Source organism: Limosilactobacillus ingluviei DSM 15946 (assembly GCF_001435775.1).
In the GTDB taxonomy this organism is placed as follows: Bacteria; Bacillota; Bacilli; order Lactobacillales; family Lactobacillaceae; genus Limosilactobacillus; species Limosilactobacillus ingluviei.
Genome location: NZ_AZFK01000087.1, coordinates 96,878 through 115,537 on the forward strand (window position 1 = coordinate 96,878; position 18,660 = coordinate 115,537).

General features: G+C 47.7%; 33 protein-coding genes, 1 tRNA gene and 1 pseudogene. 1 reads left to right on the forward strand and 34 read right to left on the reverse strand.

Features of this window, described 5'->3' with window-relative positions:
* Positions 1-4: 4 nt before the first annotated feature.
* The 33 genes and pseudogenes from FC43_RS10095 to FC43_RS10245 form a co-directional block, all read right to left on the reverse strand.
* Complete coding sequence (locus tag FC43_RS10095) at positions 5-625, reverse strand: Gp15 family bacteriophage protein (protein WP_056955564.1); 621 nt, start codon at positions 623-625, stop codon at positions 5-7.
* A gap of 2 nt (positions 626-627) precedes the next feature.
* The gene (locus FC43_RS10100; protein ID WP_056955565.1) at positions 628-1,080 is read right to left on the reverse strand and encodes a hypothetical protein; all 453 of its coding nucleotides are present in this window, start codon (positions 1,078-1,080) and stop codon (positions 628-630) included.
* A 49-nt stretch (positions 1,081-1,129) separates the two neighbouring features.
* The gene (locus FC43_RS10105) at positions 1,130-1,633 is read right to left on the reverse strand and encodes a phage tail tube protein (RefSeq protein ID WP_056955566.1); all 504 of its coding nucleotides are present in this window, start codon (positions 1,631-1,633) and stop codon (positions 1,130-1,132) included.
* 5 nt (positions 1,634-1,638) lie between these two features.
* A complete protein-coding gene (locus tag FC43_RS10110) occupies positions 1,639-2,040 on the reverse strand; it encodes a hypothetical protein (RefSeq protein WP_056955567.1) in 402 nt (133 codons plus the stop codon).
* A complete protein-coding gene (locus FC43_RS10115) occupies positions 2,030-2,401 on the reverse strand; it encodes a minor capsid protein (protein ID WP_056955568.1) in 372 nt (123 codons plus the stop codon). Before FC43_RS10115 ends, FC43_RS10110 begins: the two co-directional genes overlap by 11 nt.
* Complete coding sequence (locus FC43_RS10120) at positions 2,401-2,748, reverse strand: putative minor capsid protein (RefSeq protein ID WP_056955569.1); 348 nt, start codon at positions 2,746-2,748, stop codon at positions 2,401-2,403. The genes FC43_RS10115 and FC43_RS10120 overlap by 1 nt, the downstream gene beginning before the upstream one ends.
* Positions 2,717-3,145 (reverse strand): head-tail connector protein, encoded by a 429-nt coding sequence (locus FC43_RS10125; RefSeq protein WP_056955570.1) that lies wholly within the window; start codon positions 3,143-3,145, stop codon positions 2,717-2,719. Before FC43_RS10125 ends, FC43_RS10120 begins: the two co-directional genes overlap by 32 nt.
* 159 nt (positions 3,146-3,304) lie before the next feature.
* Positions 3,305-4,174, reverse strand: a complete 870-nt coding sequence (locus FC43_RS10130) for a hypothetical protein (RefSeq protein WP_056955571.1) — start codon at positions 4,172-4,174, stop codon at positions 3,305-3,307.
* A 17-nt stretch (positions 4,175-4,191) separates the two neighbouring features.
* Positions 4,192-4,767 (reverse strand): phage scaffolding protein, encoded by a 576-nt coding sequence (locus FC43_RS10135; protein ID WP_056955572.1) that lies wholly within the window; start codon positions 4,765-4,767, stop codon positions 4,192-4,194.
* A gap of 113 nt (positions 4,768-4,880) precedes the next feature.
* The gene (locus tag FC43_RS11515; RefSeq protein WP_268872362.1) at positions 4,881-5,012 is read right to left on the reverse strand and encodes a hypothetical protein; all 132 of its coding nucleotides are present in this window, start codon (positions 5,010-5,012) and stop codon (positions 4,881-4,883) included.
* Positions 4,984-6,744, reverse strand: a complete 1,761-nt coding sequence (locus tag FC43_RS10950; RefSeq protein WP_082611504.1) for a phage minor capsid protein — start codon at positions 6,742-6,744, stop codon at positions 4,984-4,986. Before FC43_RS10950 ends, FC43_RS11515 begins: the two co-directional genes overlap by 29 nt.
* An 18-nt stretch (positions 6,745-6,762) precedes the next feature.
* A complete protein-coding gene (locus tag FC43_RS10145) occupies positions 6,763-8,295 on the reverse strand; it encodes a phage portal protein (protein ID WP_056955573.1) in 1,533 nt (510 codons plus the stop codon).
* 11 nt (positions 8,296-8,306) lie between these two features.
* A complete protein-coding gene (locus FC43_RS10150) occupies positions 8,307-9,617 on the reverse strand; it encodes a PBSX family phage terminase large subunit (protein ID WP_056955574.1) in 1,311 nt (436 codons plus the stop codon).
* Entirely contained in the window at positions 9,598-10,113 is a 516-nt protein-coding gene (locus FC43_RS10155; protein WP_056955607.1) for a terminase small subunit, read from the reverse strand. The genes FC43_RS10150 and FC43_RS10155 overlap by 20 nt, the downstream gene beginning before the upstream one ends.
* 407 nt (positions 10,114-10,520) lie before the next feature.
* Positions 10,521-10,590, reverse strand: a tRNA-OTHER gene (locus FC43_RS10160).
* A gap of 512 nt (positions 10,591-11,102) precedes the next feature.
* A complete protein-coding gene (locus FC43_RS10165) occupies positions 11,103-11,531 on the reverse strand; it encodes an ArpU family phage packaging/lysis transcriptional regulator (RefSeq protein ID WP_056955575.1) in 429 nt (142 codons plus the stop codon).
* 173 nt (positions 11,532-11,704) lie between these two features.
* Positions 11,705-11,902 (reverse strand): hypothetical protein, encoded by a 198-nt coding sequence (locus tag FC43_RS10170; RefSeq protein WP_019205455.1) that lies wholly within the window; start codon positions 11,900-11,902, stop codon positions 11,705-11,707.
* 5 nt (positions 11,903-11,907) lie between these two features.
* On the reverse strand, positions 11,908-12,147 hold the full coding sequence (locus FC43_RS10175; RefSeq protein ID WP_056955576.1) for a hypothetical protein: 240 nt from the start codon (positions 12,145-12,147) through the stop codon (positions 11,908-11,910).
* A 1-nt stretch (position 12,148) separates the two neighbouring features.
* Positions 12,149-12,313: a hypothetical protein gene (locus FC43_RS11155; RefSeq protein ID WP_156648394.1), complete on the reverse strand. Its 165-nt coding sequence runs from the start codon at positions 12,311-12,313 to the stop codon at positions 12,149-12,151.
* A complete protein-coding gene (locus FC43_RS10180) occupies positions 12,310-13,113 on the reverse strand; it encodes an ATP-binding protein (RefSeq protein WP_056955577.1) in 804 nt (267 codons plus the stop codon). The genes FC43_RS11155 and FC43_RS10180 overlap by 4 nt, the downstream gene beginning before the upstream one ends.
* On the reverse strand, positions 13,106-13,972 hold the full coding sequence (locus FC43_RS10185) for a hypothetical protein (RefSeq protein WP_056955578.1): 867 nt from the start codon (positions 13,970-13,972) through the stop codon (positions 13,106-13,108). The genes FC43_RS10180 and FC43_RS10185 overlap by 8 nt, the downstream gene beginning before the upstream one ends.
* Before the next feature lie 90 nt (positions 13,973-14,062).
* A pseudogene (gene ssb / locus FC43_RS10190) lies at positions 14,063-14,381 on the reverse strand (single-stranded DNA-binding protein); the annotation flags it as partial.
* A complete protein-coding gene (locus FC43_RS10195; protein WP_056955580.1) occupies positions 14,374-15,063 on the reverse strand; it encodes a putative HNHc nuclease in 690 nt (229 codons plus the stop codon). The pseudogene ssb and the gene FC43_RS10195, both read right to left, overlap by 8 nt.
* Entirely contained in the window at positions 15,060-15,815 is a 756-nt protein-coding gene (locus FC43_RS10200) for an ERF family protein (RefSeq protein ID WP_056955581.1), read from the reverse strand. The genes FC43_RS10195 and FC43_RS10200 overlap by 4 nt, the downstream gene beginning before the upstream one ends.
* 11 nt (positions 15,816-15,826) lie before the next feature.
* Entirely contained in the window at positions 15,827-16,357 is a 531-nt protein-coding gene (locus FC43_RS10205; protein WP_056955582.1) for a host-nuclease inhibitor Gam family protein, read from the reverse strand.
* Positions 16,344-16,574 carry a hypothetical protein gene (locus FC43_RS10210; RefSeq protein ID WP_056955583.1) on the reverse strand — a complete coding sequence of 77 codons (231 nt, stop codon included), beginning with the start codon at positions 16,572-16,574 and terminating at the stop codon, positions 16,344-16,346. The genes FC43_RS10205 and FC43_RS10210 overlap by 14 nt, the downstream gene beginning before the upstream one ends.
* Positions 16,567-16,794, reverse strand: a complete 228-nt coding sequence (locus FC43_RS10215; protein WP_056955584.1) for a hypothetical protein — start codon at positions 16,792-16,794, stop codon at positions 16,567-16,569. Before FC43_RS10215 ends, FC43_RS10210 begins: the two co-directional genes overlap by 8 nt.
* Complete coding sequence (locus tag FC43_RS10220) at positions 16,791-17,009, reverse strand: hypothetical protein (protein ID WP_056955585.1); 219 nt, start codon at positions 17,007-17,009, stop codon at positions 16,791-16,793. Before FC43_RS10220 ends, FC43_RS10215 begins: the two co-directional genes overlap by 4 nt.
* Before the next feature lie 49 nt (positions 17,010-17,058).
* Positions 17,059-17,268 (reverse strand): hypothetical protein, encoded by a 210-nt coding sequence (locus tag FC43_RS10225; RefSeq protein WP_019205465.1) that lies wholly within the window; start codon positions 17,266-17,268, stop codon positions 17,059-17,061.
* Positions 17,269-17,270: 2 nt separating this feature from the next.
* Positions 17,271-17,492: a hypothetical protein gene (locus FC43_RS10230; RefSeq protein ID WP_056955586.1), complete on the reverse strand. Its 222-nt coding sequence runs from the start codon at positions 17,490-17,492 to the stop codon at positions 17,271-17,273.
* Position 17,493: 1 nt separating this feature from the next.
* Positions 17,494-17,694, reverse strand: a complete 201-nt coding sequence (locus FC43_RS10235) for a hypothetical protein (protein WP_056955587.1) — start codon at positions 17,692-17,694, stop codon at positions 17,494-17,496.
* Positions 17,691-17,903: a hypothetical protein gene (locus FC43_RS10240; RefSeq protein ID WP_056955588.1), complete on the reverse strand. Its 213-nt coding sequence runs from the start codon at positions 17,901-17,903 to the stop codon at positions 17,691-17,693. The genes FC43_RS10235 and FC43_RS10240 overlap by 4 nt, the downstream gene beginning before the upstream one ends.
* Positions 17,904-17,994: 91 nt before the next feature.
* Positions 17,995-18,189 carry a helix-turn-helix domain-containing protein gene (locus FC43_RS10245; protein ID WP_056955589.1) on the reverse strand — a complete coding sequence of 65 codons (195 nt, stop codon included), beginning with the start codon at positions 18,187-18,189 and terminating at the stop codon, positions 17,995-17,997.
* A 75-nt stretch (positions 18,190-18,264) separates the two neighbouring features.
* Between FC43_RS10245 and FC43_RS10250 the strand changes: the two genes are divergently transcribed.
* Positions 18,265-18,510: a hypothetical protein gene (locus tag FC43_RS10250; protein ID WP_056955590.1), complete on the forward strand. Its 246-nt coding sequence runs from the start codon at positions 18,265-18,267 to the stop codon at positions 18,508-18,510.
* Here FC43_RS10250 and FC43_RS11520 read toward each other — a convergent pair.
* Positions 18,507-18,641, reverse strand: coding sequence for a hypothetical protein (locus FC43_RS11520; protein WP_268872363.1), 135 nt, complete (start codon positions 18,639-18,641; stop codon positions 18,507-18,509). The genes FC43_RS10250 and FC43_RS11520 overlap by 4 nt on opposite strands.
* Between the last annotated feature and the right edge of the window lie 19 nt (positions 18,642-18,660).

Genomic DNA, 18,660 nt, shown 5'->3' on the forward strand with positions numbered 1-18,660 from the left:
CTTCCTATGATAGTGCCCAGCCTTTCAGCGCATCCGCAAAGCCGGCTAATTGAGCTTGTACGGCTTCTTCACTGTGGTTATCTGCCAAAGCATAACGATTTTGTGCTTCGAGCAAGTCGACTTGCTCCTTGCCTTCGTAGTCGTTTGGATCTGCCTGGCGAATCGCCACAATCCGCTGAAAATAAGTCTTGGGCCCGAGTCCGGCAAATAATGCCTTAAACTCGTCCCACTGCAACTTACCTTGCTCTTCGATCAGATTAATCCCATATTGTTCCCGGAAGCTGGCATAGATTGCCCCCGCGTCTTGAGTAAACGAATAGTATCTGGTTGGAGTAAAATCATTGCCTACCAGATCAGTCGTGCCTGCGCTCGTATCCTCGTAAGGATCCTCAGATAAGTACTTGGCAATTCCTTCAAAGGCTCCTGCAATATACTCATCATCATCCGGGCCAGGTGCAAAGCCGAAGAACATCTCAAAAGCCGTCTGGGCCTTTTCGACAGCTGAAAAATGATCGTCATCAAGCAGCTCATAAAATCGCAAGACATTATCGTATGCCAGGTTCAGCTTATAGACCCGATCACGTAGCTGGTAACCGCGCTTAAGATCATTGGTTAGCCGTAGCATGATTAACGCCGCCGTTTACGGGTATAAGATTGCTTCCGGGCTTGGTGCTTAGCAGCATCGTTATCCCGCTTCTCGCCGTTGATTTCGGCTAAGGTATCACGCAATACTTCTACAATCCGCACCATTGCATACATGCTTTGATCGTAGTAGTCGTAAATCCGCTGGCCTTCGCCATCGCCAAAGATCGCGTCCAAACTAGCTAAGACCCGTTCTTGGGCCTGACGGTTGACCTGGTGGATATACTGCTTGCGGTCATCGACAGTCATTTCTTGCTCAAATTTGTCGCTTTGCTTATTCAGGTTTTCGGCCAGGCCCTGTACGTCCAAGTCCAAATCCTTGAGCGTCGTGTCTAAGTGGTCGTTAAAGCTAATGATATATTCGCGCCCAGCAATGATTACGCGCCGCTTGAAGTCAAAAGCAAATTTAGCGTCTAAATCCAAATTAATAACTGACATGTGTTGCCTCCCGTCTCACGTTTCCTCGTCTCTGTCTTACTAACTAACCCTAGCCAGCTCCTACACTAGACGGAGCAGCTTTAACCGTATAAGTTGGCTTACCGTTAAAGACAGCCACAAAGCTAAAGGTTTGCTTGGCCCCTGGCTGACCACCAGTTGCTACGATCGTCTGCATGGTGATTTGACCCATAATGACGTCCCCGTTGGATAATGTAAAGCGACATAAGGTCTTGAGGTCGTCCCCAATTGCCAATGACTTGGAGGCCACAAAGTCTTGTGCTGGGTCCCCAGCTAAACGGTGGCCGGCGATGGTCAGCTGGAACCGCTTGGACGTTACGTCTGCGCTCCCAAACCCTTCGCCGTCATAGTATTGGTCGTTAGTGGCCGTGTCGTTCCCGGCCGGCGTAATGTTGTTAATCCCAGCGGCTAATGGAGCCCACTTGGCCTCATCAGCCTTGGCGGGGTCTGATTGACCATCGATTGCAATTTCCAGCTTATTCCGCCAGTTCAGGTCAAATTTACCAATCTTCGTTGGTGCTTCTGGTTCTGCCATTTAGATCATCCTTTCTTGTAGGTGTCTACTGTTACTTTGAAATCAAATACATAGGTTACGTCTCCTTGCGCATCCGCTAAGATCGGGTGCGGGAAGGACGCAACTTCCACTCCACTAAAATCAAACGAATCATCCTTACTGGTCACGATGTAATCATGATCAGCTAACAATTCCGCAATCTTGCCCAGCGTTTCGTTAATCAGTCCTTCGTCTGGGCCGGCCATGATTACTTCCATTGCGTAGGTCTCAGTCTTGTTGCCAGCATAGTCTTCGTCGATCACCGTAGAGCCCGGCAACATTTGTAGCCGCAGTTCTGGACTGTGCTTGCCATCCAAGTAGCCCAGCAGGCACTTAACTGGCAAATCCAAACTATTGATTGACTCGCGCACGCGTTCTTTAAGATCCATGTGGTCCACCTCGTAAAATCAAATCTGCGGTCAGCTTTTGCCAACTGGATAGGTATAGCGACTTGGCCCGCAAGTCCCAACGCCGAGTAGCTTTAGGATGCTCCGTCCGTGTGTAATTACGGATCCGGTGACCATTGATAAAGCCGTAGAACTGCGCCTTGGCGTACGGTGGTGTATAGATGATCGTTTTGCCGTTAGCAGCAATATGCGCTGATTGTGATAGCGGACCATTTTTGTACGGGACAAACTGATCCATATCGCTCATGACCTGGTTAGCCAGATCATAGTTGGCTCGCTCAATCCGGGCCTTGCTGATCAAGTCGTCGGGAAAGCGGCCGCCATAAGTAACTTTAACTGCCATTACAACACCTCCAGCTCATACGAGTACACGTCATTGCTAAACGGCTCCCGGTTGTCAACAAAGCGGGTAATCGTATAGTCACGCCCCTCAAACTGCAAATGCCAGCCCACACAATCCGGACCCAATTCTGGCATCGGTGCCGAAACTTGCCCCAAAATAAAAACAACAGCATTGGCGGTAACTTGCCGCCCATTGCTGTTGCCTGCATAGATCGTTTGAGGTTGGACAATCACGTTGTCGATTTGTTGTTGCTTAACAACTGGCTTGCCGTAGTCGTCTTCTTCTCCAGTTGGCAAGGCGAGAGTGATTGTTTGGTTACACATCTTTTTGAGGATGCGTGGCAACATACAGATCACTCCCCCTTCCGCGATAGAGCAGGCCATAATGAGCTAGTAAGCGATAGGCTTCCTTGCAAACGCCGCCCACCATACTGTCTTTTGTGACGTGGTTAGCTGGCTGCAACGATAGGCGGCCAACCGTGATAGCGTTAAAATCATCCCCGTTTTCGTAGGAAGACGAGACTCCGGTTGATTGGATACAGTCAACTTGCTCGCAGATCGCCGCTTTGTAGGCATCAACACGTTGCTGATCCGGATCATCAGCCATGACATGATCTTGATAGTAGTAATCCGTCACACTATCCACTGCCCGCTGGGCCTGACGCTCCAGCAAGGCAAAATCATCAGCCTTGGTACTGGCGTAGCCCAAATCAACGTACTCAGCAAAGGTTAAGTTAACTTGCATCGCCGTCCACCGCCTTTAAGAGGTCCGCCTTATTCATGCTAGATGTATAGGCAATCCCATGCTTGTCCATGTAGGCCTTGATCTGGTCCACAGTCTGGCTCTCCGTTGGCTTAACTGATCCGCTTGGGTCAAAGGCCCCGCTTAGATTATTCTGCGGGGCTACGCTTTTGGGGAAGCCGCAACATAGATAGCCTTCTTCGCGTTGTCAAATACCAAGATGTCGTAGTAGGACAGACCCTTAATAGTCGTCCGGTAGCCAGACCGGTCGGTTGAGGCATCAAGAACATCGACTGTATCGTACTTAACAATTGGTGCGACGGCATACAACGGCACAGCCATAAAGTTGACTGTGTCGGTAATGCTCAAGCCTTGCAAACGAGCCTTTGGGACCGTCAAGATTGGCACCCCACCATCAAGCTGACCAACGCGCCGATCAATCCCGTTGATCTGTTGAGTATTCGTGGAGAAGTTCTTGTTGACCCCATCAGCATTCTTCAGCGCCCGATAGTAAGCAGATGAGGCAAAAATTACATAACCACCCGGAATTTCATTGTCGATCATATAAGTTTCTAAATCATCATAAGCGGCTAGGGCGTTCTTCGCATCGATGGTATCCGTTACCAGCTTCCCGCCAGCTTTAGCCGTGTCATACAACTTTTGCGCCGCGAACTTGTCCCGGTGTGGGACCGTGATTAACCGCTGGTGTTCACGCACCATGTTAGCGACTTGGTAAGCACCATTTTCGTCCATGTCTAATTGATCAAGGTCGTAGCCAATCCAATCTTCTTGGGTTAGTTCGAACGATTCTTTTTCAATATTAACGTTGTGCCGCGCGTTGTCACCGTTGCGGTTGTACTTAGCAGCTTCAACAAATCCAGACATCTTGTTTACCCGGACCGTGTGGACGCCGTCAAAGTCGGCCGCCGTAATTGACTTAGCCCCACCGGTCAGTGGTTGCCAAATCTTGGAATCGGCGGCAAATTCTTCATCAATCGTGTTTAGATCTTTTTGGTCTAATGCAATCGTCATTCTCTATACCTTCTTTCTTATTCTGCTGTTCCTGCAAAGCGTGCAGCAATCCGGGAGGCGATGTCGTCCTTGCCAGCACCATTGTTGTTATTACCATTGCCAAAGTTGCCACCAAACTTAATTGGTTGGCCGGCATTCTTAGCGTCAAACAAGTAGCTGTCGGACTTCTTAACTGCCTCGATTTGGTCAGTCAAGCCATCTAAGGTCCCGTCTTTTTGCACGCTAACCTTTTCCGTGTCAATCAAAGAGAGTACGGCTTTCACGTTCTTGGCTTTAGCATCACGCAGAGCACCTTCGATCTTAAAGCCTTTTTCCTTAGCGGCTAGATCGTTTTGGTACTTGGCAGCAGCAGCCTTGTTGTCTTCTTGCAGTTGCTTAATCGTGGCTTCCAGTTCTTCGTTCTTCCCAGCGTTCTTGCGCAAGTCGTCTAATTGACCATCACGATCACTGACTTGCTGCTTTAGGTTGTCACGTTCACTGGTCAGGCTATCCACTTGTTCTTTCAAGGGATTAACTTCTTTACCGTACGAGGTCATCACAGCCGCAATTTGATCATCGTTTAAGCCCAGTTCCTTTAATTCTTCACGTTTCATTGTGATCGCTCCTTTACGTTAATTGGTTACGCGGTTACGAGCCGCGAGAATTGGTACACAAAAAGAGCAGTTTTACGACGTGCTCGGGTCGAACAAAAAAGCACCAGCGAATGCTAGTGCTTAGTAGTTTCTTGTTTTTCAAGTGCAATATATTCAAGTTGTTCTTTTTCCGTCCAATCAGCACAAGGCTCCTTAATAACCCAACCCATCTTACTTTCATCGTGTTTGATTGAATCGCGTTCCATAGATTGGCACCTCCTTGTAAATCTGATTCATGGCATGGATCTCTGCAAGCTGCTGAGTTTCAGCGAGATCTTTTCTGTAGTAATTATACCACTTTAGATACTTAGCCTCTATTCCAACAAGCCGATAATCATCTTTAACAAGCCGAATCGAACCGTCATGCCCCACCACAGCAGTAGCAACAGCATTATGCTTGTGCAAGCTAATAAGATCTGCTGACGACGGTCTGGTGCTTCCAGGATGATTGTGAAGCAATATAATCCGCCCAGGATAAGTATTAAGCAGCTGTGCATCAGCATTAGTAAATCCACTTTGGAAGCGATGTTCATAAGTATCATTCTTGGCAATCACTTTCCCCGTTCGAGCATCAATGGCTACAATATCTTCATAAGCTGTTCCATCACGATGTTCCAACATCTTAATGGATTGCTTATACAGAGATTCTCTGGCTGCTTTACGAACCGGAAGCTCGTTGAAACGTTTATGAAATTCAGCAGTGTTAACCAGCTTCCGATTAACGGAAAACTCGTTTCGTGTTGATTTCTCTGAAATTAATTCTCGTTCAGCTGTTCTGAATTTTGACCCGCGAGTGATAATCTTTTCCCGACTATAATCGCGAGTCAAGATTGGCACCTTGCGATCAGCATTCGTTTGTTTGATGAACTCCCGCAGCTTAGCCTGACGTGCTCTCAGCAACGTTTTAGTTTGGTTGACCATTACTTCATCGCCAAGCTCTTCAGCGACCTTTAAACGCTTCTTGGCCTCCCGGATGGCTCGCTCACGGGCCCGTTGCTGCTGAACCAGTTTACCATTCTTGATGGCCTCTTCTGGATCATATTGGGGCTGGTGATTGGTGTTGACGCCCTCGGTGTATGGGATTAACATATGCCGGCAGTTAATCCCCAGTGTTCCGGCCGGCGTACCATAGCCATGATTATAGATGCTATCGTACTTACCGTTAAACTTGGGATCTTCTGGCGGCACGACATTAACCACGTGACCCTGGATGTACGCGCAGGCTTCCCGGCTGTTGGGATGACTGGTCATTACACACAACGCTTGCCCCATCTCTTGCATCCGCTTGGTCCGCAGGTCGTTGTAGATCCGATTGGCCGTCGTAGTTAAGACAGTCCGCGTGTAGCCCTCAATTGACCAGATCCGTCCAGCCTTATCTCTCAGGAGCGGGATCCCACGCTCTACCTGTTGATAGATTGCATCCTTAACGGCTTGCTCGTGAGTCTTGAGCCCTGATACCGTGGCTACCGTAGATCGCTTAAGGATCTCTTGGTAAGCCCGCATGGCGGGATTGACACCCAAGTTACGGCTAAGTAGCGTCTGGTTAATTATGTTGTTGAGCGTGTCTGTAGTCTGTCGCACCGCCGAATCAAGCGTATTTGTTAACTCATCGCTGATCGGTTGTGCTGGCCGGCCATGCTCTTGCAGCTCTTGGCTAACCTCGTCCATGATCTGGTAGCCATCATCTTGCAAGGTTTGGCGGATGTAATCCGGATCCAGATGGTCATACTCGGCCAGCAGTTTAATCACTCCGTCAAATAGCATCCCCGCATCAGCTAACTGCTTGGCTTGCCACTGCAATACATTGTCCGCTGTTACATCAGCATACTTGCCCCGTTGCAGCACCTTGATAATCTCCGTAAATATCCGGCTCTCAAGGTTAGAGTAGAGATTGGTGATCGTTTCAGCGTCAGCTTGGATCTGCTTTCCTGCATCCATGATCTCCCTCCTCACTCACTATTCGTCGCTGTTATCAGGATCCATAAAGCCACTTGGCGTAAATTCTGGTTGTTCATTCTCGATCTGGGCCAACCATTGATTAGCCTCTTGCTCGCTCAAGCCAAAGTTACGGATTAAGTACTCACGCTTGGGCATTACACCAGCAGAAACTAACGCTAGTTCATCACTTCGTTGCTTGTCCTTGTCGATAAACACGCCATCATCAAAGTGGACGGACAGATTAAGGTCACCAGTTGCATCGAAATGACAACGGGCTTGCCCATCGCTGAAGAACTCGGGCGTGCTAGCCACTTGGAGAATGGCTGTAACTAATTGGTTAAGGAACAGTTCTACTTGCGTCAGATAACTGGACCGAGTTTGGTAGGTCGTACTGTTCTCACTGACGACTTCTGTTGCTGTCTTGACCCCCTGGCCGTCAAATGAGAACGTCCCAGCGCTAAAGCCGGTCTGCTCCTCGAACTCGCGCAAGAAGTAATCAATCGATGATTTGTACTGCTCAGCACGAATATCACTGGTTAGGTCCGTAATCTTGAGATCGTCCATCCCGTAGAATTGCTCGTAAACATCCATATCGGAATCAAACATGCGGGGATGTGTTTCTTCGCCTTTACGGTTGCCAAACGTCGAACCTGGTCGTAGCATTTCGGCCGGCACGGCAATCCGTCGCTTGCCCATCTTAATCTCATGCACAAAGGCATCGTGCGTTGAGTTTATCGCGTCAATGATGTTACGCGAGTTGTCAACGATGCCGATCCCTAATGGGCTGTCCAAGTCGCGGTTGTTCGCGCCTGGCGTCTTAAAGTAAGCAAACAACGGCTTTTTGATTATGCTATTAAACTCAATTTGTGGTTGCATGTTGGGGTAGAGAGTATCGAGTGGCACGCTATTGCCGACAACGTCATGCTGCGTTGAGCGATACAGTTCATTGGTGATTACATACTTATCTGGCCCATCCCATTGGTGGAATTCCAGCAGCGTGTAATAGACTGGTTGGTCATTCTCAATCCGTGTTGATCGCGACGCAAATACGCACTCGCTGATGTTATCAGTGTTAGTGTGTAACGGGTAAAACTGGTCAGCATTGGCCCACGCAATGCGGATGTTGTTCTGATTGTCAACGTACGGCCGGGCAGCTAGTCCACCCAATGCCACCCCAGTTTCGAGATGTTGCTCAAACTGCAAGTTAAAGTGGTTGTCAGCAATGATTTGTTTGACCAGCTTGTCCAGTTGCGGATCCTCCAGCGATACCTCACACTGCTCATTAAAGATGATTGAGGCTAAGCGTTTAGCTGATAGCTTGGTCACGTTGAGCGTACTCATCGGCCGTTGCCTGCGTTCGCCATACGAATTCCGGAACCAGATTTTTGGCAGGTCGTCCCGGTAGTACGCTTTCGCCAATTGAATCCGGTCATACTCACCTTGCGCGATTGCGACACGGTTATCATCAGTGATCTTTACTAAGCTTTTCGTCATGCCGATCTTGGCACCCCCTTTCCATAGCAGATTGCGTAATGTTGCAATAAAACCCATCGGATCACCTCCTACCACTTAAGTCCAAGGAATCGCTCGTTATCACGTACAAAGTACATAAACTGGTCGCAACAATGGTCATCCTCTTTGATCACTTTGGGATCGTCACTTTGTAGTGTCTTGTCATCCCATTGGTATTTGCGGTGTTCAGCCAAAAAGATCTCATTCTCCGGTCGCTCAAGGTAATAAAAACGACCCTGCGCAAGTAAATCCTGCACACGGTCGATCATGTCCACCTTCTTAAGCTTGGCCACTTTATGCCAGTGGATGCCGTAGTCATTGTAGAACTGATTGTCTAATGCCCCTTCGGCAGAGTCGATAGTCATGCGTGTGGGTGCTTTGCCGATCCACTCGGTAACTTTATCGATAAATGCCTTTAAGTCCTTGGAGAGCTCGCTAGGCGGCTTTTTGTGCGCCTTACCTTGTGGACTGTAATAGTACGTATCCAGTAAGATAACATCCCCTCGCTTGGTTACACCATAGGCACCACAAGTTGTTGCCGATACCTCATGCCCAGTATCGACGGAGTAGAAAACGTCCGTGATGTAATCATCATCAGGTAAGTCTGCCAGCGGCCGGAAGTTATCCATGTTGTAGACGTTAGTCCCAAGGCCGACAACCTCTCCAAGATAGAGCCAGCGATAGTAGTCCGGATCATGCTGCTTGTACCGCTCGATTAACTTAAGCTGGTCCGGCGTGGTAAAGCCCCACTCATCATCTAAATAAGTCGAGGTATCCACAAAGTAATCCGGATCTTGCTCGCACTGGGTCACCCATTCGTTGATCCAGTCATACGGATTTTTGGGTGGGTTGTAGGAGAAATAGACCTTGGTCTGAGTAGCGAATAACGGCTTCTGGCGGATGAAAGTTGGCAGAGATTGGTCGAATACATCTTGGCTCTTAAAGTTTGCGGCCTCCTCAAACCAAACGGCTACCACGTTACCCACGATGTTAGACTTGAGCTTCATCGGGTCATCGGCACCATAAAAATAAAATGAACTACCTGTCCGCTTATGAGTGACCTTAAGCGGGCTGGAGTAATAAGAGAACTCATCGTAAAGGTCCAGCATATCCAAGGCCCACTTGATCTGACTGTACACCGAATCGCGCAAGTAACTGGCGTTTTCACGGACACAGACTACATTGACCTGGTGTCCTTGCTGCGTCCAGTGCTTAACCATCGTCACCAACTTAAGACTGATCACCGACGACTTAAATGATCCCCGGCCACCTTTAGCAACGACATAAGGCTTATCAGTACGCCACAGAGGGTAGAAGTGCGGATTGACCATCTTAGATAATCTAATCGTCTTGGCCATCATCTATCCCTCCAATATCGTCAACCAATGTCGTTTTATCTGCGGCCTTGTTCTCTCCAGTCAGCTCATTGCGTTTCCACTCAGCGATTTCTGTTTCAGCTTGCAGCTTCTTGATCTGAGCAGCTACCAATGGATCAGTTAATGGATACCGCTTCATGATTTCTTTTGCTACGGCGATCTTATCCTTCATGCTGGGCTTTTTGCGGACTGTAACAACATCATCGCCAGCTGCTAGAGCTACTTCTTCGGTCTCTTCTTCGCGTAACACGCGAGCATAAAACTCAAGGACTTCTTTGGCGTCGGCAATCTTGCTCGATTCGATTTCAGCCATTTTGGCGTCGATATAGGCTTTGATGTTGGGTTTTGTTAGGTTTTCAGCGCCAATAAAGCGTGCTGACTTAGCATTATAACCAGCCTTGATAGCTGCATCACTGGCATTGCCGCTCTTGATATACTCATCGGCAAATAGCCGCTGCTTTGCTGTTAGTTTCACATCGATCCACCACCTCACAATCGTTTAATACAAAAAAAAGCCCAGCCGTTAAGCTGAGCTGTGGCCCATAACTGGGCAAACCATCTAAACTCGTAGCGGGGATTCGCACCCCAAGGCACCTAATTTACCCGTACTTATTATCTTCCAGAAAGGAGGCATCTCAATACCAGAAAGTCACCGGTTAGACTGCGTAAGAAAATCACAAATTGAAACCTTGAATGTCATCAATGTATGTGCCACTACGAGAGAAGCTGGGATGATAATTCTAGAGAAAAGGAGACGTCAACTCCTTTTATGGATTCCCAGCAATGCCCAAGCGACGGATTCGAACCGTGCTTTTGCCAGTAATAATCGCTTCAAAAAGTTACTGCCCCACCTGGGAACTTGGCACCCGCCTTGTCGAGTAGGCGGAATAGCGATGCCCGGAATCGAACCGGGATCTTCAGGCAGAAGCCTGCTGCTCGCCCATTGAGCTACATCGCTACTGCAGAATTCGTAAATATTTACGATACCACTATAACGCTGTTTTTCGGCCTGTGAGTCCGATCATAGTCCGCTCTCAGTCCGCTTTTAGTCCGTTTTGAGTCCGATTTTCAAAATTTAGATAATTTTATGCTAGAATGGTTTTGCGGCTTTGCCGTAATTTGGCATTGGGATCTCACTTGCTGGAAGGCACGAATGAAGGTAAGTGCCCTTGCCGGAAAGGAGAAGTGTGTTGCACAACACGTTTTACGACGTGCTTGTCGCTTATGAACCAGTAGTATACGTGATTGTCTCAATCATTGGCGCTGCTGCTGTTCGCTACTTCTCCCATAAGAAGTAGCTTTGCGATAAGCTTTTAACTTTCACTTATGGGGTTCGTGCACCCCATACATATTGACAAACAGTCGTATTAAGGTTATATTATATCCGAGTGAAAGTTATTTAAGCTTGTTGCAACTACTTCTAGTTGGTACCAGCCTTGCCGTTGCCCAATCGCAGCGGCTTTTTTGTTTTCAGCGATGAATCTCTAGATCCTCCAGCTCGTAAGCCTCAGCAAATTGTCTCAACGCCTTTGGCTTGATCCGCTTAAAGTATTGGCTGCGCTGGTACCCAATCGCCATGTAGCAAGCCGAGTCCGAGTAGCCTTGCAGGTACAACAGATCCAGCACCTCACGACTAAATGCATCGCACCGATAAATCGCGTCAACGGTCGCTTTGACCACTTGCTGGGCATAAGACCGTTGGATAATCCGTTGCTCTAAGGGATTGCCTGCTGGTGCCCCCTTAGGCATGTCGGTGATTTGCGGTGACTGGATATTAGCAAGTTCCTTGCCAGCCATCCGCTTAGCACGCGGGTAGACACGAGTTAAAAAGTGCTTTACGTTGGCCTCAGTCGCCTTGTAGTCAATATCATCACCCAGTAGAGATTGTTGTTCGTACATAACCCACCCTCACATGCTATAATTAATTTGATGTGTGGTCTGCCTGTAAGGGTAGGCCCTTTTTTAGTGGAAATACTTAACCTCGTAACAAATTGCTACGGCAAACACAATCACTGTCAGAATTGTCAGTAGCAGATCCATCCGCCTTTCTTGCTTACTTGGCCGCTGCTTCATCAATCAGCCCCTCCATCATCAACACTTGTTTTCGACTTTTTCGCCGTTTCTATTATGGCAAAGTCAATAGCTACTACTGCATTAGTCAAGGCTTGATCGCCCCATGCTGTGCTTAAGTTTTGCCGTTCAGCTTCTTCACGGCAGTTGTTAACAATGCTCTTTGCCCGCTTTAATCTCTCTTCAAAACTCATAGCCATAATTACTATTCCTCTGCGTGCTTTCGTGATTTGTAATAGGCCCACAAGGCTTCGATTTCTTCATCCTCAAAGTCCGCAAGCTGTAGCCCTTGATAGCCATCATCGTCGAACGCTGCATCAGCGCAACGATCTAAGAAATCGCCAAAACCGGTTTTAAGTTTTTGGGTAGCTTCGAAAGCTTGCACAATATCATCATAATCAAGTCGGTAGTATAGCCGCTTGATGTCATCGTTGATCTTTGTCATGTTAAATCTCCTCTACATCCGCCAGTGGCACGTTATACATAACCACCAGTCCATCTTGCATCAAGTCGCAGGTGCCATCATCCCATGTGCCGGATACGATAAAGCGACCACCCAGATATTTGACTTCTTGGCCGACCAAGAAGATTGATTTTTCACTCGCTGTCATTGTCCTTTCCCCCGTACATCAGATAAGCCATCAAAAGTGATGAACCGGTCCTTGGTTTCCGGTAGTAGCCGGCTGATCGTCCGTGAATCATACATCTGTTCAAGCTGGTCCACCGTGTTGTTGGTCGTCACAATTGTGATCCCCTTAGGCCCGTTGGTGATACCGTCAAATCGTGCTTCAGCAATTGACTTCATCGTGCTGTACAGATCCCGGCGCACGCCCTTGATTTGGTTTTGGCTCCCGGCTTCGGTGCCGAAGTCATCCAAAATCAGCACATCCACCTGTTTAGCCGCCGTCACCACAAGGTCGATCTTGTTCCGGATCCGGTCGTCAGCGAAGTAATCATGCTGGAACAGCAGCTTGAGCTCGTTGGTGGCCAGAAACAGAATGCTGGCCCCCGCCTCTGCTTCCAGGTAATGGGCCATTGCAATCGCTAAGCTAGTTTTGCCGGTCCCTGGCAGGCCCACCAGCATGATATTACCCTTGCCACTGATGGCCAGCTCTTTTGCCAGTCGGTAGGCATGGACACCTACGGCACGAGCTTGCACGGCATCAGGTTGCAATTGCGGATTCCATCGCGAGAAGACGAAGTCAACAGCTTCGCCCCCTGCCCATAGCGAATTGCGCTCAAATTGCTTTGCTTTCTCAGCCGCCAATTGTTGCAACCATGACTTGTATTGCTTTGCCCGATACTCCCGCACTCGGATGGCCAAGTTAGGATCATCAACGTCAACCCCCGCTTTGGCCATAATCTGGCGCAAACGTTGGGGATTGGTGTTTAAGGCCTGCATCTCACTCATCATATCGCCTCCCAGTTAGCCCGTTGAGGTAATCATTCCGGCCCAACGGTGGCTGTTGCTGTGGCAATGACCAATCGTCCTCAAAGCCCCCGTTAAACCAAGTCGATCCATCTTGCGGCCGGCGCCAGCTGTTTTGGGGCGCAGCTAAATAAGCCTTGTAGGCTTGCAGCTTTTCGGCCAAGATAGCCTCAGTATTCTGCTTGGACTTGCGTCGCCAAGCTTTGTAGTGCGCAAAAGCAGCCTTCTTCCCTCGCTTGGCTGGATACAGGGACCACAGCCGCTCGAATGATTCACGCAGCACGCCTTCGCGTAGATCATCGGGCTTGTCCCGATGATCGTTATTCTTCTCTGCAGTATTCTCTTGGTTATTCTCTGTAGTAGTCTCTGGATAGTCTCTGGTATAGGTTGGATCATTTTGATCTGCTCCATCGGATCGATTTGATCCCTTCGTTGGATCATTTTGATCCGCTCCATTGGATCGATTTGATCCACTCGTTGGATCATTTTGATCCGATCGTTGGATCACTGATTCAGTTTCGGCTAATTTTTCATAATCAATCCGGTACCACTTGGTCTTATCAAAGCCAGCCTTATTGTAATTGGCCGAAATCAGATAACCTTGCTTTTCCAGACTGGTAAAAGCCCGCTTAACGGTCGCAATCCCCCAAAACGGGAACTGCTTGTGCCAGTCTTCGTATGAGTTGTAAACCCACTTGTGGCCATCTTGGACTTTGTCACTCTTGCTCAACCAGTAGTGGACTTGTTGTAAGACAATTGCTTCATTCAGCCCGATCTGCTTGGCCAGTTCTGGCAGCACCATCAATGGTGGTTCCGAGATCAATAAGCTCATGTTTCCCATCAAACTAGCCTCCTAACTAAAATGGCACGTCGGTAACTGGTGCATACGATGCTGCGGCCGGCTGACCGCTACTTGGTGCTTGATTTTTCTTGGCTTCTAAAAAGCTAAATGATTTTACGTACACTTCGGTGAGATATACTCGTTTCCCATCTTTATCATCATAGGTCCGAGTTTGGATACTTCCTTCAATGCCAATCAGGCTGCCTTTCTGAAAGTAGTTGCTGATGTTTTCGGCGGCCTTATTCCAGGCAACGCAATTGATAAAGTCGGCTTCCACGTCGCCTTGCTTATTCTTAAAGTTACGGTTAACGGCTAAGGTAAAGGACAAGACAGGAATGTTGGAGCCATTTGTATACTTCAGCTCCGGATCCCGCGTTAGCCGGCCCGTTAATGACACATTATTAATCACGATCATTCTCCTGTAATTTTTGTAGCTCTCGGTTGGTCAGGATCTTAAAGCGCAGCAAATCATCGTCACTCAGCTTTAGTGGCTTGATGTGGTATTGCTGGCAAAAAGCCTGGATCCCAACTTGGTGTTGATATTGATGGTGCTTGCGGCACAGCGTCATAAAGTACATTTTACGTTCGTCGATTGTGCGGCGATTTCGTCCCATGCCAACGGTCGTATAGTGGGCCAGGTCAGCATGTGGCTGGCCGCAAATTACACAGGTCCGATTGCGCAGGCACAAGCGCTGGCGAGGAAAATCTTCCGGCAGGCTGTCCCAAAGTTTAGTTTGGAATGGGATGTCCTCAGCAAAGAGGAAATCTAAGATCTCAAGGATCATGTAGTTGCCAATTGCTACCGAGCAGTTAGACAAGCTGAATGGCTTAACGCCAAAATCCAGTTGCACCTTGTACTTAAACCGGGCCGCCCAGTCCTCCGGAACATCACCAGTGTAGTTGCACAAGTCATTTAGCAGGGCCCAGATCTTTTTGCGTTGATCCGGGCTAATCTTACGCTTATCGATAATGTGCAGCTCTACTGCTGGCACCATTCCTTGGCTGAGATGGCTGACCTGCGCCAGGTTGACATCGTCGTCAACCGTAACGGTAACTTGCTGACCTGCGATCTTGCTAAGTCGCCCCATCATTGCGCATTTGCCTCAGGTACTTCTTCAAAGAGATTTTGCGTACGCTCATTGGCGATTTTTTGGATCATTGCTAGTGCATCCGTCCACTTTGATAATTCATCCTTCTTTGTGAAATCTTTAATGGATCGCTTCAGACGGTTGTTAACCTCGTTATTAATTTCCTTTTTTTGTGCCCCTTGTTTCACCAGTCCATTAAGGACATTTCGGTATTCCGTTTTGAGTCCATCAATTTGTTGCTGTTCTTCCGGGCTTGGCTGAGGAGGTTGCGAAGCCGCTTGTTGACGTTGCTGGCGTGGAGCTGCTTGCCGGGATGATTGCTGACGCTGCTGGTACGTCCGGTTCTGAGGTTGATGGTTAGTAGCAGCCTCACCATCATCATCGGCCTCTCCGGAGATGCCAAACATGGCCCCAAGCTGATACCGTTTTGCGTAAGTAATGGCCGAGCCTTGCCCTTGCGGATTGGTTTTGTCCGGCCGTAATTGCAACGTGTCGGACGAGATAAATTCGCCGCTTTCGTGCAGGATTACCGTCCGGACGGTTGGTTGACCATTGCTCCCCGCAACTAGCTGGATATAAGACAGCCCCGTCCCTTTCATCGCTTCATCAACGGCACTTTGCAGGCCAGTCAAATCAAGGTAGTTTTTGTGGAAGAAAGGATTCTCAGAGTTCAGTTTTGGTTGCTTTAGTTGACTATGGAATTTTGCCAGCCCTTTGGTTAACTCCCCAATCGTTTCACTCATCATTAAGTCCATATTCATCCCTCCTAGACTTCGTGCCAGCCATGAGCACCTTCTGGCTTGTTCTTAATCTTCCAGCCGGCCGCTTTCGTGTTGATCTTTACTCCTTCAACGACTTCGCCGTCAGCAGTAATAACCTTGCCATTTGCAATCGTCAGCGTCTTCTTGAGTTCGCCCCAATCTAATTTGACGAGTTTTTTAACGTAATCGGTGTTAGCAAATTGATTAATTAGCTTTGCCTCATTGCCTTTGGTCATTGTTTGGCGCTCTTTGTCAAAGGAAATCTTCCCGGCCGGTCCCACGAATGACCAATCATCATCTTCTTGTTGGTCGGCCCACTCGAGTAAGTAACCTTTAAAACGGTCGATTGCTTCGCTTTCTTGTGCCTTAACCTTTGCAGCAAATTCCTTTGCTTCGGCAACGGTCTTTTGAGCCTGTGCAATCTTAGCTTGGGCCTGCTCGATTTTGTAGAAACACCAATTAGCCTCTGCTTCGTTCTTAATCGCCCAGCGTTCTTCTTGTGGCTCTTCCTGAGCCGATACATTAAATACTTCCATCGTGATCCTCCTGGTAACCTACCGTGTAGGCGTATAGCAATGTTGCGTCGTACTTAGTAATTTGGAAGCTGGTAGTGTGATAGAGGCCAAATTTTTCAATCGCTCGCAGCAGGCGCCAAGGTTCGATATTCAGAACGACCGCAACGTCCAGCAAGGATACGAAGCTATTGTCGTCGCAGAAAGCTTCCATTTTGATTTTGAAATCTGTGTTAGTCATGAATCTTCATCTCCTCGTAGGGTTCTTGTTGGGCTAGGGCTAAGGCAATCCCGTTAATCCGAGTCCGGATTTCTTCCAAGTTATCTTGCATGATGGTGAGTTTCTTTAACAGCTTTGGGTTATCGGGCTTTACTCGGTCAGCGACCTCAACGCCCATCATTGCTACGACCCATAGTTCATCAGCAATTTTCTTCTGTTGGTAGGCAATTTCTTCATTCATAGGTCGTCCTCCTCGATCGCTAAAAAAATTTGATTGATGACTATGCCTAGATTCTTTGCCAGCATTTCCGCGCCGAACTTAACGGCGATCAGCTCATCTAAGTGGTCCTGCGTATCAAAGTTTTGCTTCATAATCAGTAAACCTAGCTGATTATGAAGTTTGCTGATTCCTTCCAGCGCTTGCCCCTCTAGGGCTTCAATGTTCTGTGTTTGCATGGTATAATTACCTCGAAAATTATTTTGCTAATTGAATTTTCAGCTGGGACTAACGGTGGCGGCCGTTGGTCCCTTTTTTATCGATAGTTGGGTCAAACCAGGGATCCATCCAAGGCGATAGTGCATCACCAAGGTCGCATGCCGCGACAATGATCCAAATCAACGCTGGTAGCCCAAACCAATCTGTTAGCCCGTTAAACCAGGCGTAGGTCATGCCCCACGCGCTAGTCGTATAGGCGATTGCCTTAATTACCTTCATTTTCATTTTCCTTCCGTTTCAGCTTTCAGCATTTCAACAGTAGCGATAATTAATGTTCTTGTATATTTATCGTGTTTAGCTAATTCGTAGATTCCATAACATAAATCTGTGTTATTAATATTGCGGACAATTTGGACCCCATCTTTACTTTTACCAATAAGCGCCCATCCTTCAGAATGACGTCCCTGTGCAACCATTTCCTTTGCTTCAGCGATTAAATCCATCTCAATACCATCCTTTACTTTCTAAATCCAAACTTGCCTTGATCAAGGTACCGTCAAGCGTGTGCACCTTTTGGGACCCGATGATCTTCCTTACATCGCTACCTTTACCTCGATAGGTTCCCTTTGCGATCAGCTTATCAACCCGCTCTTCATATTGCATGGCGTTCTCGCCGTAATAGCGGTCTAACACAATCGTTGTCATTTCTTACTCCTTTCCAGCTCGTTTTGCCAATCAACAAAGCGCTGGAACATTTCCATATTAACCATTGGTTCTTTTTGACCTAAACCGGTAAACGCATCTGTATATGGGCTCAAACGACACTGTGACTTCCATTTGTTATAGGTAGTCTCACCAATACCAAACCATTCTTTAAAGCGGCTCTTGGGCCAAAGATTTGGTGCAGTATTCATTCCATCGCCTCCTAACGTACATATCCGACCAAGTACCCGATCACAAAGGCCAACACGCACAGCGCAAAAGCCTTTAGCGTAATTTCCATTTTCATTCTCTGCCCTCCCGTAATTCATCTAAGCTAACACCCAAGGCATCAGCGATCTTACATACCTTGCTAAAAGTAGGCTCGATGCCATGGTTCTTATAGGCGTAGATGGTATTGTCACTAATCCCCGTCTGCTTGGATAGCCAATACACACTTTTACCTTGTTTCTTTAATTCCCTTTGGATCTGTGACCACATGATCTTGCCACTTCCTTTCCAATTACCACGATATGTTGTGATATAATTTAGTCACTAATACGAGGAGGTAGAAAAATGTTTCGTGCCACAATTCATTTTCGCTCGGGCAATGATACAAATAATTTTGAGATCGCTAACGTATTTGAACTACTAGTTGACGGTGTTCAAACACAGCCTAAAGACCTAAAGTTTGCAAACGCTCAAAATATCACCCTTAACTACCACCAACGTTTATTTGGAAACAATCCAAAGAAGCTATCAGGAACTGTCGTGTTCAATGCCAGCGATATTATTTATATTGACCTGGTCGAAGAAGATTAGCCCTCCAACCATTGCAGTAGCTTGATTAGGAAAGCTTTCTTAATCAGGCTTTTTGTTTGGTTAGCTTTTGCTAGTAATTCTCCTTCGAGTAGTAACTTTTGATGTCCATTTTCCGAAGAGCTAATTTTCATTTCAGGCCCCCTCCTTCCT